The organism is Aeromicrobium jepli, from assembly GCF_047246605.1.
Classification (GTDB): Bacteria; Actinomycetota; Actinomycetes; order Propionibacteriales; family Nocardioidaceae; genus Aeromicrobium.
On the sequence record NZ_JBFOKO010000004.1, the window covers coordinates 39,975 to 56,207 of the forward strand.

The following is a 16,233-nucleotide window of genomic DNA, read 5'->3' on the forward strand; positions in this document are numbered from 1 at the left end:
ATCATGTCGTGCGCCCCCGGCGTCCCCGCGCTCACCCGCGCCCGGCGAAGAACGAGGCGACCTCACCGGCGAGCGCCTCGGGCACCTCCATCGCGGCGAAGTGGCCCCCACGCGGCTGCTCGGTCCACGACACGATGTTCGTGTTGTCGCGCTCGGCGAGCACGCGGATCGAGCGGAAGTCGTCGGCGAAGACCGTGATGCCGATCGGGCCGTCGTTGACGGCGGGCCGGGCCGCCCGCTCCTCGAAGTAGTAGCGGACAGCCCCGGACGAGCTGTTCGTGAGCCTGTACAGGCTCACCTGCGCCAGCATCCGGTCCCGCGTGACCAGGCTCGTCCCGTTGCCGAAGGTCTCGAACAGCTCGTTGTACGCCAGCTGCCCGACGGGCGAGTCGCTCAGCGCCGCGGCGATCGTCTGCGGCCGAGACGCGTTCATCGTGGCGAAGCCGGCGACGGTCTGGAACCAGCCCGCGAACTCCAGCGCCGCGTGGTCCGCCGGCTCGAGGCGCTCGAACTCGGCGGGGTCGCCGGACGGGAACGCGAACAGCTGCAGCACGTGGGCGCCCAAGAACCCGTCCGGGCTGATCCGCGCGAGCTCGCGGGCGACCTGGGCGCCCATGTCGGACCCGTGCGCGCCGTAGGAGTCGTAGCCCAGTCCGCGCATCAGCACGTCCCACGTGCGCGCGACCCGCTCGATCGTCCACCCGGAGGACGCCAGCGGAGTGCTGAACCCCCACGTCACCGAGCCGGCCGAGCTCGTCGAGCACGTCCGGGTGCTGCGCGACCGCTACGGCAGGGCGGTCGTCACGGAGCCGGGTCGTCGACGACGTCCATGACCAGCATCGCGGCCGGCGCGGACACGCCGTGGTCGCGGATGTGGGTCAGCGTCACGTTGAGCTGGAGGGACTTGCCGCGCCGGTTGACCGCGTCGAGCAGCAGCGCCTGCGGCGCCGGGTCGTCCGAGGCGAACTGCGTCTTGATGGGCTGGCGCAGCTGCTCGAGCGGCAGGCCGATGTCCAGGTTCATGAGGTGCTCGCCCACGGCCTCGTCGGTGCGGACGCCCCACAGGTCCTCGGCGCGCGTGTTCCACGCGAGGATCTGCATGTCGGCGTCCACCACCGCGACGCCCGAGTTCATGCTGCCCAGGACCGCGGCCATGAAGCGGTTGAGCCGCTCGACCTCGTCCTGGCGCTCGCGCAGGGCCTCGTTGCTGAACTGGAGCTCGTCGTTCATCGACTGCAGCTCCTCGTTCATCGTCTCGAGCTCCTCGTTGGTGCTCTGCAGCTCCTCGTTGGTCGTCTCGAGCTCCTCGACCGTGCTCTGCAGCTCCTCGTTCGTGGTCTCCAGCTCCTCGTTGGTGCTCTGGAGCTCCTCGTACGCGATCTCGAGCTGGCGGTTGGCGAACGTCAGCTCCTTCTGGAGCTGGCGGTACTGCGTGACGTCGTTGAAGATCACCGTGAAGCCGAGGTCGGCGCCGGAGTCGTCGCTCAGCGGCACGACCTGGATGTCCAGCGAGAGCGTCTCCCCGCTGCGGACCTGCTCGACGTCGCGGATCCAGATGGCCCGGCCCTGCTCGGCGGCGTCGTCGAGGTGCGCCCGCAGCTCGACCGGACGGTACGACACCTCGAGGTCCTGGAACGGACGGCCGACGTCGCGCGAGGTGAGGCCGAACTGGTGCATCGCGCGGTTGTTGCACTGGACGAGCTTGCCGTTGCGGTCCAGCACGATCTGCGCGGAGGCCGACGCCATGAGGGCGGCCTGGCGCAGCTTCGCACTCTCGGGCTGCTCGGCCACGGCCGTCCCGGCACCGGAGCCGCCGAGCTGGACCCGGCGGTCGCGCGTCTCGCTCGGCACCTTTGCGAAGAACCGGCGCTTGACCTCGATCGCGCGGAAGAACGACGTGTGGCCCAGGAGCATCTCGGCCTTGCCGAGGAACAGCACGCCGTCCGGGCGCAGGGCGAAGTGCATGCGGTGCAGGATCTGCGCCTGGGTCTCGGCGTTGAAGTACATGAGCGTGTTGCGGCACGACAGCAGGTCGACGTGCGAGATCGGCGCGTCCTGCACGAGGTCGTTGCGGCCGAAGATCACGGCTCGGCGCAGCTCCTTGCGGAAGACGAAGCGGTTGCCGGCCGGCTCGAAGTACTTCTCGCGCAGCTCGACCGGGACGCCCTCGATCTCGCTCTCGGAGTACGTCGCCTGGCGCGCCTGCGCGAGCGCCTCCTCGTCGACGTCGGTGCTGTAGATCTTCACGCGGTCGCGGAACTCGTCGACGCCCAGCAGCTCGGCCAGGACCATCGCCAGCGAGTACGCCTCCTGTCCCGAGGCGCAGCCGGCGCACCAGACGCGGATGGGCTGGCCCTCGCGGCGGCGCAGCAGGTCGGGCAGCAGCTCGTCCTGCAGGTACGACCACGCCTCCTTGTCCCGGAAGAACGCCGTGACGTTGATCAGGATCGTGTTGAACAGCTGCGTGAACTCGTCCGGGTGGACCAGCAAGTGGTCGAGGTAGTCCTCGTAATCGGCGATGCCCACGGCCTCCATCCGGCGCTGCACGCGGCGCTCCAGGCTGGCGCGCTTGTAGCCGGTGAAGTCGAATCCACGCTGTTCCTTGATGTGGTCCAGCACGGCCTCGAAGGCGTCGTCGGTCATCGCTTCCTGTCCTTCAGGCGTCGGCGGACGGCCCAGTCGACTGCTGGCCCGCGGCGGCCTCGCCCAGCTGGACGATCAGGCGCCGGACCAATTCTGCCGCATCGGAGACCTCGTCGGCGTTCTTGGCGAAGCGTGCCGCGGTGCGATCGTGCCCGATCGTCTGGGCGCGCTCCCCGAGCTCGGCGTTCAGGGCCGCCTTCTCCTCGAGGCTGCGCAGCGCGATCCACAGCGCGCCCTCCAGCTCGACGGACTGGCGCGCCAGCAGGCTCTCGGGCGACCAGGCGTGTCCCACGCGGCACCGGAACCGGACGAGATCGCCCTCCTCGATGCGGTAGAGACTGCCGCCGCAGTCCGGGCAGCCGAACCCCGCCGGCGTCCCCGGCCGGTCCGGATCGTGCACGGCCACGGGATCCATCCGTGCCATCTCGACCTCCATCTCGAGCTCGGTGAGCTCGTCCTCCAGGTGCGGGTCCGCCTCGGGAAGGTCCGCGACCCACGCGGCCACCAGCGAGGCCAGCTCGGCGACGGTCCCTCGCCGCGCGGAGTCGACGGCGGCCGCCGCGGACTGGGGCATGCTCGGGTAGAGCGCCTCCTCGAAGTCCTGCACCGCGACCGCCCCGCCGCCGCCGTGGACGCTCAGCGCCCCCGCGGCACCGTCGTCGAGGGCCCCGGACAGGACGACGGCGAACGCCCGGGGTCCGGCCGATCGGGCCGCCGACCGGAACAGCACGTCGACCGCGGGACGGTGACCGTTCTCCTTCGGGCCGTGCGTCAGGATCACCCGGTCCCCGCCCACCACGAGGTGGTGATCGGGTCGCGCGACGAGAACCTGGCCGGCGACCAGGAGCTCACCGTCCGTGGCCTGCCTCACCGGCAGTGCACTGCGGCGCCGCAGGATGGTCGCCAGCGCGCTGGGGCTGTCGGCCGACATGTGCAGGACCACCAGCACGGTCGCCCTGAGGTCGGCGGGCAGTCCCGCCACGAACCCGCTCAAGGCCTCGACCCCGCCCGCGGAGGCTCCCACGACGACCAGCGGGGAATGGCGCGGGACGGACGTCTCGATGCTCATGCGTCCACCCTCCCGCACCCGTCAGGCCGCGGCATCACGAGGATGCTCAGCCCAGGAAGCGGACCGCGTCCTCCACGATGTCGAAAGCGTCGGCGGCCGTCACCCTGTCGCTGTCGTTCCGGTAGCCCGCGCAGAGCACACCACGGTGGACGGCCCGTGCCGCCGCGGGACGGCTCAGCCCGGCCCGCTCCATGACGATGTCCACCAGCTCGGTCACGCCGATGAGGTCCAGGCAGGGCAGCCCGTCGCGTCCGGTGTGGACGTCGATGTAGGGCAGGGGCTCCGCGAAGGGAGAGGCTGTCGCCCCGACCTTCGAACGGACCAGCGCCTCGGCCCGGTGCCGCTGGGTCGCGGCGTTGTCGCGCGCGTTCTTGCTCCACGTCCGGAGCCCTTCGGCCCAGTCCCGCAGGGCGCGATTCGCCTGCAGGATCTCAGCCCTGGTCGCGTCTTCGCCGCTCATCCCCACACTCCCGTCCCCCCGACCGAGGGGTCGACCCGTCGTCCCCCGTGGTCCTAGCCTACGAGCATGGAGCCTGTCCACAACCGGGATGAGAGCGCATCGCGGCGCGCACGCGAGGCCGATGAGCGCCTGCGCGAGCTGTCCGAACGGCTGGCACGCCTGCGCGACGGCGAGAGCACCACGCAGGCCGACGTCCAGCGGGCCGAGGAGCACCTCGAGGAGACGCGACGCCAGGCGTCCGAGGCGCTGGAGCACGCCGCCGAGGCGCACCGCCGGGCCGCCGACGCCCACCGCGCGGCCTCGCGGGTCGCCGACGAGACGGGCCATCCGGACCGGGCGCAGGAGCACCGCGCTGCTGCCGCCGCCGACGACGAGGCGGCGGAGAGCGACGAGCGGTCGCGTCGGCTTTCGCCCGGCGCCGACGCGACCTAGGGTGGCATCGCCGCGCCGACCGGCGCGGGAGCACCCGATCCACCGTCATCTCCGGGGGGAACGATGACCAAGGACTCCGCCGACGTCGCCCAGGCGCTCGCCGTCGCCGCACGCAGGATGAGCGTCCCTCGCACCGTCGAGGAGGGCCTCGACGCGATCGTGCGGACGGCCGTCCTGGCGCTGCCCGGCTTCGACCACGCCGGCATCTCGGCTCTCGACCGTCACCACGGGTTCGAGACCGTCTCGGGGACGGACCAGCTCGTGTGGGAGCTGGACTCGCTGCAGTACGACCTCGCCGAGGGTCCCTGCGTCGACGCCGCCGGCGGCGAGCCGGTCGTGGTCGCCGGCAACGCGCTCCACGAGCGCCGGTGGCCCCGGTTCATGGCGGCGGCGGCGGAGCGCGGCCTCCACGCCCAGATCGGCGTCCGCCTCGACGTGGACGGCAAGACCTACGGCTGCCTCAACCTCTACGCGACGCGTCCGCTGACCCTCGACGGCCGCGACGTCGAGCTCGCCCAGCTCTTCGGCACCCATGCTGCGATCGCCCTGGGCCGCAACCGCGCGGAGGACCAGCTGAGCGAGGCGATCGCGACGCGCAAGGTGATCGGCCAGGCGATCGGGATCATCACGCAGCGCTACCGGATCACGAGCGATCGCGCGTTCCAGTTCTTGGTCCGCGCCTCCCAGGCCGGGAACATCAAGCTGCGGGACGTCGCCCAGGACGTGGTCGACTCCACGGACGAGATGTTCCGGCGCGGGCACTGAACAGGATGTGGCCTGGCTCACGTTCGTGGTCTACCGTGGAGGGACACGGCCATCGAGCTCACGGTGACTGGCACTGCCACGTGAAGGCGGTCAGCTCGTGGATCCCATTCCCGCACTCGCGATCGCATCGGCCGTGACCACCTTCCGCCGCGGCGGGACCTTCACGGTCGGCGCCGAGGAGGAGCTGCTGCTCGTCCGTGACGACGGGAGCCTGCTGGGCCCGGCCGGCGCGGCCGTCGTGGAACGGCTCTCCCCCACGCTGGATCGCCACGGCACGATCTCGGGCGAGCTGTTCGTCGACGAGATCGAGCTCGGCACGCGCGTGTGCACCGACGGCGCGGCGGTCGCCGAGTGCCTGGGGCGGCTGCGCCGGCGCCTGAGGGCGAACGGCGCGCGGGCGATGGCGGTCGGAGTGCACCCGACGGCGGAGGCACACGACGCCCACCCCACGCACGGTGGACGGTACGACCTCATCGGCGCCGAGCTCGCGGGCCTGCTGCGCACACCGGTCGCCGCCTTCCAGGTGCATGTCGCGCTCCCGGACCAGGAGTCGGCGATCCTGGCCTATCGCGGCCTGCGCAACTGGCTGCCCGTGCTGCGGGCCCTCGCCGCGAGCTCGCCGTTCTGGTTCGGCCGGGACTCCGGCCTGGCCGCGGCGCGCCCCGCGATCCTGCAGAGCTACCCGCGGGTCGACGTCCCGCCCCTGTTCCGCTCGTACGACGAGTACGTCGACACGGTCGAGTCGCTCGTCGCGGCGGCCGGCGTGCCGGACTACACGTACGTCTGGTGGGACCTGCGGCCGCATCCCCGGTACGGCACGCTCGAGGTGCGCGCCATGGACTCGCAGTGGTCCCTGGCGCGTATCGCCGGGCTCACGACGCTCGTGCAGGGGCTCGCCCGGCACGCGGTGGAGGCGCCGACCGGCGTGGACGTGCCGGACGCGGTGCTGCGCGCCAACGACTTCCGCGCCTGGCGCTACGGGATCGACGGCAGCCAGGTGGGTCCCGACGGCGTGTCCCGCCCCGCGCGCGAGCTCGCGCGGGTCGCCGTCAGGCAGGCGCGGAGCGTGCTCGCCGCCGACGGACTCGACGCGCCGCTCGACGCCATCGACCGCCTGCTCCGCGAGGAGTCCGAGAGCGAGCGGCAGCGATCGCTCGCCCGGCGTTCGGGGCTGCCGGCCCTCGTCCGGGACCTGACGCACCGCACGATGGCCGCGACGCCGGGGAGGTGACCGCCATGTACGCCGACCACCTGCTCGAGCCGTGGATCCGCCACGCCGTCGCGGACCTGCCGGGCATCGAGATCTTCGACGACCACACGCACGTCGGGACGCACGACCCGAGTGGGTTCTCCGCCACGATGACCGAGCTGCGCGAGGGCCTCGCCCTCGTCGACGGCCGCGCCGCCGTGTTCCCGATGGCCGAGCCGGAGGGCTACCGCGACGCCAACCTGGCGTGTGCCGCGGCGGCCGCCGACAGTGACGGCACGCTCGTGTCGTTCGCGCGGATCACGCCGCACGAGGAGCCGGACAAGCTGCTGCACGAGGCGCTCGAGGCCGGAGCCCGCGGCGTGAAGCTGCACCTGTCGAGCGACGAGTTCGAGCTCGACGATCCCCGGCTCGAGGGCGTCCTGGCGGAGGCCGACGAGCGCCGGCTCCCCGTCCTCGTGCACGCGGGGCCCGAGGTCGCCGAGGTCGGTGACGTGGCGCTCGAGGTGTGCGCCCGCCACCCCGGCCTGCACCTCGTGCTGGCGCACTGCGGGCTGACCGACCTCGCCTGGATCTGGGAGGACCTCGACGACACCCCGAACCTGTACTTCGACACGTCCTGGTGGGGCGCGAGCCACCTGATGGCGCTCTTCGCACTCGTTCCGCCGGGGCGGATCCTGCACGGGAGCGACCTGCCGTACTCGACTCCGGGGTTCGCGACGATCACGACGGCACGGTGCGCGCGGCAGGCCGGGCTCGACGACGCGCAGCGCCGCTCCGTCCTCGGCGGCCAGCTCGCGCGGCTGCTCGACGGGCAGGAGCCGCTCGACCTCGGACCTGCGCCGCGCGTCGAGGTCCACCGGCCCGGCCCGCTGCTCGAGGTCCTGTACGCGACGCTGCTGTGCGCCGTCGAGCCGATGCAGCGCGGCGAGGTCCCCGGGACGATGCTGTCGGTCGCGCAGCACGCCACGAAGGTGCCGTGCGACCACCCCGACGAGCCGGTCGTCGCCTCCGTCGCGCGGCTGCTGGAGCTGTACGAGCAGCACCACGAGCGGCTCCCCCGCCGGAACCAGTACGCGCCCGGCTGGGACCTCATCATGGCGGCCGCGACCGTCGCACGCACGCCCGCGGCCGGCCCCTGACATGACGAAAGCCCCGGTTTCCCGAGGCTTTCCGTTGTCGGGCTGACAGGATTTGAACCTGCGACCCCTTGACCCCCAGTCAAGTGCGCTACCAAGCTGCGCCACAGCCCGTGACAACCTGCAAGAGTCTAGCGTAGCCCTCCTGTGGACTCGTCACGGACCCATCCCCCGACCACAATGGGGGCATGGCCGTCATCGAGAACTCGAAGGTCGCGATCGTCGGAGCAGGCAGCGTGGGCACCGCGATCGCCTACGCCTGCCTCATTCGCCGGTCCGCCCGGACCATCGCCCTGTACGACGTGAACAAGCCGAAGGTCGAGGCCGAGGTGCTGGATCTGCAGCACGGTGCCCTCTACACCGGCAGCAGCCAGGTGATCGGCGGCGCGGACCCGGCGGTCGTCGAGGGGGCGCACCTCGTGGTCATCACGGCGGGCGCGAAGCAGGACCCCGGCCAGACGCGCATCGACCTCGCCGGCACGAACGTGGGGATCCTCGAGAAGCTGCTCCCCGTCCTCATGGCGCATGCGCCGAACGCCGTCTACATGCTCGTGACGAACCCGTGCGACGTGCTCACGGTGGCCGCGCAGCAGATCACGGGCCTGCCCGAGGAGCGCGTCATGGCCTCGGGGACGGTCCTCGACACGTCGCGGCTGCGCCAGCTGCTCGCGGTGCGCGCGGGGGTCGCGCCGCACAGCGTCCACGCCGACATCGTGGGCGAGCACGGCGACACCGAGTTCGCGCTCTGGTCGCAGGCCCGGATCGGGCCCGTGCCGATCCTCGACTGGCAGCCGTCGGCCACCAGCGGCGACCAGCGACCGTTCACCCACGCCGAGCTCGACCAGATCACCGACGCCGTCCGCAACGCGGCCTACCGGGTCATCGAGGGCAAGGGCGCCACGAACTACGCGATCGGCGTCTCGGCCACCCGCATCATCGAGGCCGTCCTCACCGACGAGAACGCCGTCCTGCCGGTGAGCATCGTCCACCGCGGCCACCACGGGATCGACGGCGTCGCGCTGTCGCTGCCCAGCATCGTCAACGCCAACGGCGTCGGCCGCGTGCTCGGCGTGCGGATGTCGGCGCAGGAGGAGCGGCACCTGTACGACTCCGCGGAGGCCCTGCGGAAGGTCCAGCAGGACCTCGGCATCTGAGCCCGGCGGTCGAGCGGCACGGTGACGACGATCTCGCCCATCGAGGCGTCGTCGCGGCCCAACAGAAGTGTCAGTGGCCGTCACTAGGTTGAGAGCATGGATCGATCCGCCGAGCTGCTGCTGCAGACGGCGGCGCGTGCCCAGGCACGGGCCGAGTTCGCCACGTGGTCGTTGATCCTGACGGCGCACGAGCACGGGACCCGTGAGGCGGACGCCCAGGACGTGCCCGAGATCGCCAAGGACCTCGGCCGCCGCGCGGTCACGCTCGACATCGCGCAGGCGCTGCGGCTGACCGAGGCGAAGGTCTGGGGCATCGTCAGCGACGCCGCCCGGATCCGGGACCGGGCGCCCCGGGTCTGGATCGCGTTCGGGGACGGATCGCTGGATGCCGCACGCGTCACCCTCATCGCCCGCACCGTCGGCCAGCTCGAGACCACGGCCGCCGCCGAGGCGCTGGACGCGTCGGTGGTCGCCTACGCCACGACCCACACGACGGGCGAGCTGCGCGCCTGGTTGAACCGGATGCGCGCCCGCCTCGAGCCCGAGCAGGTCGCGGCCGAGGCCGAGCGCGCGGTCGACGACCGCCGGGTCGCGGTCAGCCACAACGGCGACGGCACGTCGTGGCTCTCGGCGCTGCTGCCCACGCCCGTCGCGGTCGCGGCCGGAAACCGGCTGCGCCGTGCGGCGAAGGCGCTGCCGAAGGTCGACCCCGAGTCCGGCGAGCGCGACCGCCGCACGCGCGACCAGCGGCAGGCCGACCTCGTCGGGCACTGGCTGACCAGCTGCACCGGCACCGAGACCGACATCCGCGCCGAGATCGCCGTCAGCATCGACGCCACCGACCTCATCGGGCTCACCGACGGCCCCGGCGTCACGCTCGACGGCGAGCACGCCCTCCCCGCCGACTGGGTCCGCGAGCTGGCCGCCTCCGACACCACGCTGTTCCGGCGCCTGGTCCTCGACCCCCACGGACGGGTGCTCGACACGACCTCGCTGGGCTACCAGCCACCCGGCGCGATGAGGTCGGCGCTCGAGTGGCGCGACGGCACCTGCCGCGTGGCCGGCTGCCGAGCACCCGCAGCCGAGACCGACAAGGATCACCGCGTCGCGTTCGACCGCGGCGGCACCACCAGTGCCGACAACCTGCGCTGCCTGTGCCGCAAGCATCACAACATGAAGTCCCACGACCGGCTCCCCGAGAGGTACATCGCCCCCGCCGTCGAGCACCGGGAGCGATGGCACCTGCCCTCACCCGTCGTGGTCGAGCTCGACCTCTACCCGGCCGCCTGACCGAGCCGGTCCTCGCCGTCGGCGTCGACGACACGGACCGTGAAGCCGTCCTGCTCCAGCCGCGACTTCGCCTCCAGCGCCATCCGCCGGCCCACGTCGCTGACCACGCCGACCCGTCCGATGTCCAGCACCACCGTCGACGTCTCGGGCGGGCTGTCCAGCAGGTGCCGGAACAGCGACTCCGCGCTCGCGAACATCAGGTCGCCGCTGAGGACGTAGACGCTCTCGTCGTCATCCACCCGGACGTCCGCCAGCGCCGACCGCGACGGCCGGCCCGGGTTCATCAGGTGCATGCCCATGTCCTCGGACAGCCGGCGCATCATCTCGACGCCCGCCTCGCTCGTGCCGTGGTCGTCCAGGCCGGGCGAGAACACCGCGACGCCGACCTGCCCCGGCAGCACGCCGATGATCCCGCCCGAGACACCGCTCTTGGCCGGGATGCCCACCGAGCTGAGCCAGTCCCCCGCGTCGTCGTACATGCCGCACGTCGCCATGACGCTCAGCACCTGCCGGGCGGTCCGCTCGCCCATGAGCCGCTCACCCGAGTCCGGGTGCACTCCCCCGTTCGCCAGCACCGCCGCCATCGCCGCCAGGTCCCGCACGTCGACCGACAGCGCGCACTGGCGCAGGTAGTGCTCGACCGCCTCGACCGGGTCGTCGATGATCTCGTACGCCGCGAGCAGGTGCGCCAGTGCGAGGTTGCGGTGCGACTCCTCGCCCTCGGCCTCCAGGGCCTCCTCGTCGACCTCGAGCGAGCGTCCCGCCAAGGCCGACAGGAACTCGGCCACCTTCTCGAACGAGCCGATGAGCCCCGCCGTCGCGATCGCGCCCGCGTTGATCATGGCGTTGTGCGGCCGGCCGGTCTCGGAGTCCAGCGAGATCTCGTTGAACGCCTCACCCGACGGCTCGACGTCGATCCTCTCGTGGACCGCGTCCCAGCCGAGCTCCTCGATCGCGAGCGCGTACGCGAACGGCTTCGACATCGACTGGATCGTGAACCGGTGCTCCAGGTCGCCGGCACCGTGGTGCGCGTCGTCCACGGTGGTGATCGCGATGGCGCCGGGCGGCTCCTCGACGCACGCGCGCAGCACGTCGTCGAGGTACTCCGGGACCGGCGACCGCATCAGCGGCGTTCGCGCTTCTTGCGGGGGCGCTGCTGCAGGTGGATCGGGCTGCCGACGAAGCCGAACTCCTCGCGCAGGCGGCGCTCGATGAAGCGCAGGTAGCCCGCCTCGAGCTTGCCCGAGGTGAACAGCACGAACGTGGGCGGCGCGGTCTGCGCCTGCGTGCCGAACAGGATCTTCGGCTGCTTGCCGCCGCGCACGGGGTGCGGGTGCTCGGCGACCAGGCGGCCCAGGAACGAGTTCAGGGCGCCGGTCGGCACGCGCGTCTCCCAGCCCTCGAGGGCGGCGTCGAGCGCCTTCACGAGCCGGTCGATGTGCCAGCCCGTGCGAGCGGCGACGTTGATGCGCGGCGCCCACGGGATCTGCACGAGGTCGCGCTCGATCTCACGCTCGAGGTAGAAGCGGCGCTCGTCGTCGACGAGGTCCCACTTGTTGAACGCCAGCACGACGGCGCGGCCGGTCTCCTCGATCGTGTTGAGGATCCGCAGGTCCTGCTCGGTGATCGACTCGCTCGCGTCGATGACCATGACGGCCACCTCGGCGCGCTCGATCGCCGCGGAGGTGCGCAGGCTCGCGTAGTACTCGTGGCCGCTGGCCTCCTTGACGCGCTTGCGGATGCCGGCGGTGTCGATGAACGTCCACACGCGGCCGCCCAGCTCGACCAGCTCGTCGACGGGGTCGACGGTGGTGCCGGAGGCATTGTCGACGACGACGCGGTCCTCGCCGGCGAACTTGTTGAGCAGGCTGGACTTGCCGACGTTCGGCTTGCCGACGATCGCGACGCGGCGCGGGCCGGCCGGCGCGTCGAAGTCCTCCTCGGGCGCCTCGGGCAGGGCCTCGAGGATCGCGTCGAGCATGTCGCCCGAGCCGCGGCCGTGCAGTGCCGAGACGGGGTACGGCTCGCCGAGGCCGAGGTTCCACAGGGAGGCGGCCTCGAGCTCGCCCTTCTGGTCGTCGACCTTGTTGGCCGCGAGCACGACGGGCTTGCCGGAGGCGCGCAGCAGCTTCACGACACGGTCGTCGATGTCGGTGGCGCCGACGGTGGCGTCCACGACGAACAGGATCGCGTCGGCGACGGCGATGGCGACCTCGGCCTGCGCGGCGATGCGCTCGGCCATGCCCTTCGCGTCGGGATCCCAGCCGCCGGTGTCGACGACGGTGAACGCCCGGCCGTTCCAGACCGCGTCGTACGGGACGCGGTCGCGGGTCACGCCGGGGACGTCCTCCACGACAGCCTCACGCCGGCCGATGATGCGGTTGACGAGGGTCGACTTGCCGACATTGGGGCGGCCGATGACGGCGAGGACGGGCTGTGTGGACACCGCATCATCCTATCGGGGACGCGAACTGCGCCGAGTACAGCCGATGGTAGGCCCCGCCGGCGGCGATCAGCTCGTCGTGCGAGCCCTGCTCGACGATGCGGCCGTGCTCCATCACCACGATGAGGTCGGCGTCGCGGATCGTGGAGAGCCGGTGCGCCACGACGAAGCTCGTGCGGCCCGACCGCAGCTGGCTCATGGCCTCCTGCACGAGGGCCTCGGTGCGCGTGTCGACCGAGCTGGTGGCCTCGTCCAGCACCAGGATCGCGGGATCGGCGAGGAACGCGCGCGCGATCGTCAGCAGCTGGCGCTGGCCCACGCTGACGGCCGAGTCCTCCCCCAGCACGGTGTCGTAGCCGTCGGGCAGCGTCCGCACGAAGTGGTCCACCGAGGCGGCGCGCGCGGCCGCCTGGATCTGCTCCTCGGTCGGGTCGTTCGCGCCGTAGGCGATGTTCTCGCGGATCGTCCCGGAGAACAGCCACGTGTCCTGCAGGACGACGCCGAAGTCGTCGCGCAGCTCGCGCCGGCTCATCTCGGCGATGTCGACGCCGTCCAGCGTGATGCGGCCCGCGTCGACCTCGTAGAACCGCAGCAGCAGGTTCGTCAGCGTCGTCTTGCCGGCGCCGGTGGGGCCGACGATCGCGACGGTCTGGCCCGGCTCCGCGACGAGCGAGAGGTCCTCGATGAGCGGCTCGTCCGTGTAGGAGAAGCCGACGTGGTCGAACACGACCCGTCCGCGCACCGGCGACGGATGCGGCGCGTCGACCCGGTCCGGGGTCTCCCGCGTCTCGTCGAGGAAGCCGAACACCCGCTCGGCTGACGCCATGCCGGACTGCAGCAGGTTCACCATCGAGGCCACCTGCGTGAGCGGCTGCGTGAACTGGCGGGAGTACTGGATGAACGCCTGCACCGAGCCGAGCGACAGCGAGCCGGACGCGACGCGCAGGCCGCCGACGACCGCGACCAGCACGTAGTTGAGGTTCGAGACGAACATCATGAGCGGCTGGATGACACCGGAGATGAACTGCGCGCGGAACGCCGCGCCGAACAGCGCGTCGTTCGTCTCGGCGAACCGGTCCTGCGCGGCCTGCTGCCGGCCGAAGACCTTGACGACCTCGTGGCCGCTGAACGACTCCTCGATGTGCGCGTTGAGCCGTCCCGTCTGCGCCCACTGCTCGACGAACTGGGGCTGCGAGCGCTTCATGACGGCGCCCGTGATGGCGATGGCGACCGGGATCGTGACGACGGCGATGACCGTCAGCAGCGGCGAGATCCACAGCATCATGGCGAGCGTGCCCACCACCATGAGGACACTCGTGATCATCTGGCTCAGCGTCTGCTGCAGCGACTGGCCGAGGTTGTCGAGGTCGTTCGTCGTGCGCGACATGATCTCGCCGCGCTCCTGGCGGTCCAGGTGCGCGAGCGGCAGGTGGTTGAGCTGCTCCTCCACGTCGTCGCGCAGGTCGGCGATCATCCGCTGCACGACCGTGGTCGAGAGCACGCCCTGCAGCCACATGAACAGCGACGAGGCGGCGTAGAGCGCCACCGCGATCGCGAGGACGCCCGCCAGGCGACCGGTGTCGATGCCCTGGCCGGGCTGCAGGTCGAGCGAGCCGACCAGCTGCGCGAGCTGGTCCTGCCCCTGGTCCCGCAGCGACTGCACGGCCTCGGCCTTGGTCATCCCCTCGGGGAAGCGGCTGGAGATGTAGCCGTCGAAGATGATGTCCGTCGCGTGGCCGAGGATCTTCGGGCCGATGACCGAGAGCGTCACGCCGACGAGGCCGAACGTCACGAGCGACAGCACGGCGACGCGGTCGCGCAGCAGGCGCCGCAGCACCCGGCCGAACGTGGCCTTGAAGTGCGTCGCCTTCGCGGGCTGCTGTGCTCCGTGCCAGCTCATCGGGCCTCCTCCGGCGACAGCTGCGACAGCACGATCTGGCGGTAGACCTCGCAGTCGTCCATGAGCTCCTCGTGGGTGCCGGTGCCGACGGCGCGCCCCTCGTCGAGGACGACGATCCGGTCCGCGCGGCGGATCGTGCTGATCCGCTGGGCGACGATGACGACCGCGGCGTCGGACGTCACCTCGCGGAGTGCATCGCGCAGCGCCGCGTCCGTCGCGTAGTCCAGCGCCGAGAACGAGTCGTCGAACAGGTAGATCCGCGGCCGCTTGACGATGGCCCGCGCGATCGCGAGCCGCTGGCGCTGGCCACCCGAGAAGTTGCTGCCGCCCTGGCTGACGGGCGCCTCGAGTCCCTCGGGCAGCTCGCGGACGAAGTCCTCCGCCTGCGCGATGCGCAGCGCCTCCCACAGCTCCTCGTCGGTCGCCTCCGGCCGTCCGAAGCGCAGGTTGTGCGCGATCGTGCCGGTGAACAGCAGCGCCTTCTGCGGCACGAGGCCGACCGCGCGCCACACGTCCGCCGGGCGGACGTCGCGCACGTCGTGGTCGTCGATGCGGACGCTGCCGCCCGTGACGTCGAACAGCCGCGCCACGAGGCCCAGCACGGTGGTCTTGCCGCTGCCGGTCGAGCCGACGATCGCGGTGGTCTCCCCCGGCCGTGCCACGAAGGACAGCTCTTGCAGGACCGGGTTCTCGGCGCCCGGGTAGGCGAACGAGGCGCTCCGCACGTCCACGCGACCACCGTCGAGGTCGACCGGCGGCACGTCGACCGACAGGTCGATCGCCGGCTCGGTCGCGAGGACCTCGGTGATGCGCTCGGCCGAGACCTCCGAACGGGGCCACAGCATGAACATGAAGGTCGCCATCATGACGGCCATGAGCGCCTGGATCAGGTACTGCTGGAAGGCGGTGAGCTGGCCGATCTGCAGGTCGCCGTCGCCGATGCGCGCGGCGCCCCACCACAGCACCAGGACGACGGACAGGTTCATGAGGCCCATGACCAGCGGGAAGAACAGCGACATGAGCCGGCCGGCGCTGACCGCGACGTCGCGGTAGAGCTCGTTGGCGTCGCCGAAGCGCTCGGCCTCGCGCTCCTCGCGCACGAACGCCCGCACGACGCGCACGCCGGTGATCTGCTCGCGCATGATCTGGTTGAGCGAGTCGATGCGCACCTGCATGAGCCGAAACAGCGGGCGCATCCGGCGGATGATCAGCCCGAGCGACACGACCAGCACCGGCAGCACGATCAGGAACACCCCGGACAGCGGCACGTCCTCGCGCAGCGCCATGACCAGGCCGCCGATCCCGGTGATCGGGGCGGCCACGAGCATCGTCAGGCCCATGAACAGCAGCAGCTGGACCTGCTGGACGTCGTTCGTGTTGCGGGTGATGAGCGTCGGGGCGCCGAACGTGCCCACCTCGCGGCTGCCGAAAGCCTGCACGCGCTCGAACACGGCGGCGCGCAGGTCGCGCCCCACCGCCATCGCGACCCGCGATCCGACGTAGACGGCCACGACGTTGCACACGACCTGCAGGAGCGTGACCGCGAGCATGAGCCCACCCACACGCCAGATGTGGCCGATGTCGCCCGTCGCGACGCCCTCGTCGATGAGGTCGGCGTTGAGGCCGGGCAGGAACAGCGTCGCGAGCGTCTGGACGAACTGGAAGAGGCACACCACCAGGACCGGGACCCGGTAGGGACGCAGGTGGCGGCGCAGGAGCGCGATCAGCACT

14 protein-coding genes and 1 tRNA gene are annotated in these 16,233 nt (G+C 71.7%); 6 read left to right on the forward strand and 9 right to left on the reverse strand.

The window, feature by feature from the left end; all coding sequences use genetic code 11:
• Window positions 1-31: 31 nt before the first annotated feature.
• The 4 genes from AB3M81_RS09370 to AB3M81_RS09385 form a co-directional block, all read right to left on the reverse strand.
• The gene (locus AB3M81_RS09370; RefSeq protein WP_412903640.1) at window positions 32-739 is read right to left on the reverse strand and encodes an alpha/beta fold hydrolase; all 708 of its coding nucleotides are present in this window, start codon (window positions 737-739) and stop codon (window positions 32-34) included.
• Window positions 740-801: 62 nt separating this feature from the next.
• Complete coding sequence (locus tag AB3M81_RS09375) at window positions 802-2,643, reverse strand: CheR family methyltransferase (protein ID WP_412903641.1); 1,842 nt, start codon at window positions 2,641-2,643, stop codon at window positions 802-804.
• Window positions 2,644-2,656: 13 nt separating this feature from the next.
• Window positions 2,657-3,712, reverse strand: coding sequence for a chemotaxis protein CheB (locus tag AB3M81_RS09380; RefSeq protein WP_412903642.1), 1,056 nt, complete (start codon window positions 3,710-3,712; stop codon window positions 2,657-2,659).
• A gap of 46 nt (window positions 3,713-3,758) precedes the next feature.
• Window positions 3,759-4,172 carry a hypothetical protein gene (locus AB3M81_RS09385; RefSeq protein ID WP_412903643.1) on the reverse strand — a complete coding sequence of 138 codons (414 nt, stop codon included), beginning with the start codon at window positions 4,170-4,172 and terminating at the stop codon, window positions 3,759-3,761.
• Between the two features lie 66 nt (window positions 4,173-4,238).
• Between AB3M81_RS09385 and AB3M81_RS09390 the strand changes: the two genes are divergently transcribed.
• From AB3M81_RS09390 to AB3M81_RS09405, 4 genes are all read left to right on the forward strand, one after another.
• Window positions 4,239-4,604, forward strand: coding sequence for a hypothetical protein (locus AB3M81_RS09390; protein ID WP_412903644.1), 366 nt, complete (start codon window positions 4,239-4,241; stop codon window positions 4,602-4,604).
• A 63-nt stretch (window positions 4,605-4,667) separates the two neighbouring features.
• Window positions 4,668-5,369: a GAF and ANTAR domain-containing protein gene (locus AB3M81_RS09395; protein WP_412903645.1), complete on the forward strand. Its 702-nt coding sequence runs from the start codon at window positions 4,668-4,670 to the stop codon at window positions 5,367-5,369.
• Window positions 5,370-5,466: 97 nt separating this feature from the next.
• On the forward strand, window positions 5,467-6,600 hold the full coding sequence (locus tag AB3M81_RS09400) for a carboxylate-amine ligase (protein ID WP_412903646.1): 1,134 nt from the start codon (window positions 5,467-5,469) through the stop codon (window positions 6,598-6,600).
• Between the two features lie 5 nt (window positions 6,601-6,605).
• A complete protein-coding gene (locus AB3M81_RS09405; protein ID WP_412903647.1) occupies window positions 6,606-7,718 on the forward strand; it encodes an amidohydrolase family protein in 1,113 nt (370 codons plus the stop codon).
• 37 nt (window positions 7,719-7,755) lie between these two features.
• Here the strand turns inward: AB3M81_RS09405 and AB3M81_RS09410 are convergent.
• Window positions 7,756-7,829, reverse strand: a tRNA-Pro gene (locus AB3M81_RS09410).
• A 74-nt stretch (window positions 7,830-7,903) separates the two neighbouring features.
• On the opposite strand from AB3M81_RS09410, the gene AB3M81_RS09415 reads away from it, so the two are divergent.
• Window positions 7,904-8,869: an L-lactate dehydrogenase gene (locus AB3M81_RS09415; RefSeq protein WP_412903648.1), complete on the forward strand. Its 966-nt coding sequence runs from the start codon at window positions 7,904-7,906 to the stop codon at window positions 8,867-8,869.
• Between the two features lie 96 nt (window positions 8,870-8,965).
• Window positions 8,966-10,159: an HNH endonuclease signature motif containing protein gene (locus AB3M81_RS09420; protein WP_412903649.1), complete on the forward strand. Its 1,194-nt coding sequence runs from the start codon at window positions 8,966-8,968 to the stop codon at window positions 10,157-10,159.
• Here AB3M81_RS09420 and glsA read toward each other — a convergent pair.
• The 4 genes from glsA to AB3M81_RS09440 are packed head-to-tail and all read right to left on the reverse strand — an operon-like array spanning window position 10,144 to window position 16,232.
• Window positions 10,144-11,283 (reverse strand): glutaminase A, encoded by a 1,140-nt coding sequence (glsA, locus tag AB3M81_RS09425; RefSeq protein WP_412903650.1) that lies wholly within the window; start codon window positions 11,281-11,283, stop codon window positions 10,144-10,146. The genes AB3M81_RS09420 and glsA overlap by 16 nt on opposite strands.
• On the reverse strand, window positions 11,283-12,605 hold the full coding sequence (gene der / locus AB3M81_RS09430) for a ribosome biogenesis GTPase Der (RefSeq protein WP_412903651.1): 1,323 nt from the start codon (window positions 12,603-12,605) through the stop codon (window positions 11,283-11,285). The genes glsA and der overlap by 1 nt, the downstream gene beginning before the upstream one ends.
• A gap of 4 nt (window positions 12,606-12,609) precedes the next feature.
• On the reverse strand, window positions 12,610-14,502 hold the full coding sequence (locus AB3M81_RS09435) for an ABC transporter ATP-binding protein (protein WP_412903652.1): 1,893 nt from the start codon (window positions 14,500-14,502) through the stop codon (window positions 12,610-12,612).
• Complete coding sequence (locus tag AB3M81_RS09440) at window positions 14,499-16,232, reverse strand: ABC transporter ATP-binding protein (RefSeq protein WP_412903653.1); 1,734 nt, start codon at window positions 16,230-16,232, stop codon at window positions 14,499-14,501. Before AB3M81_RS09440 ends, AB3M81_RS09435 begins: the two co-directional genes overlap by 4 nt.
• Window position 16,233 lies beyond the last annotated feature (1 nt).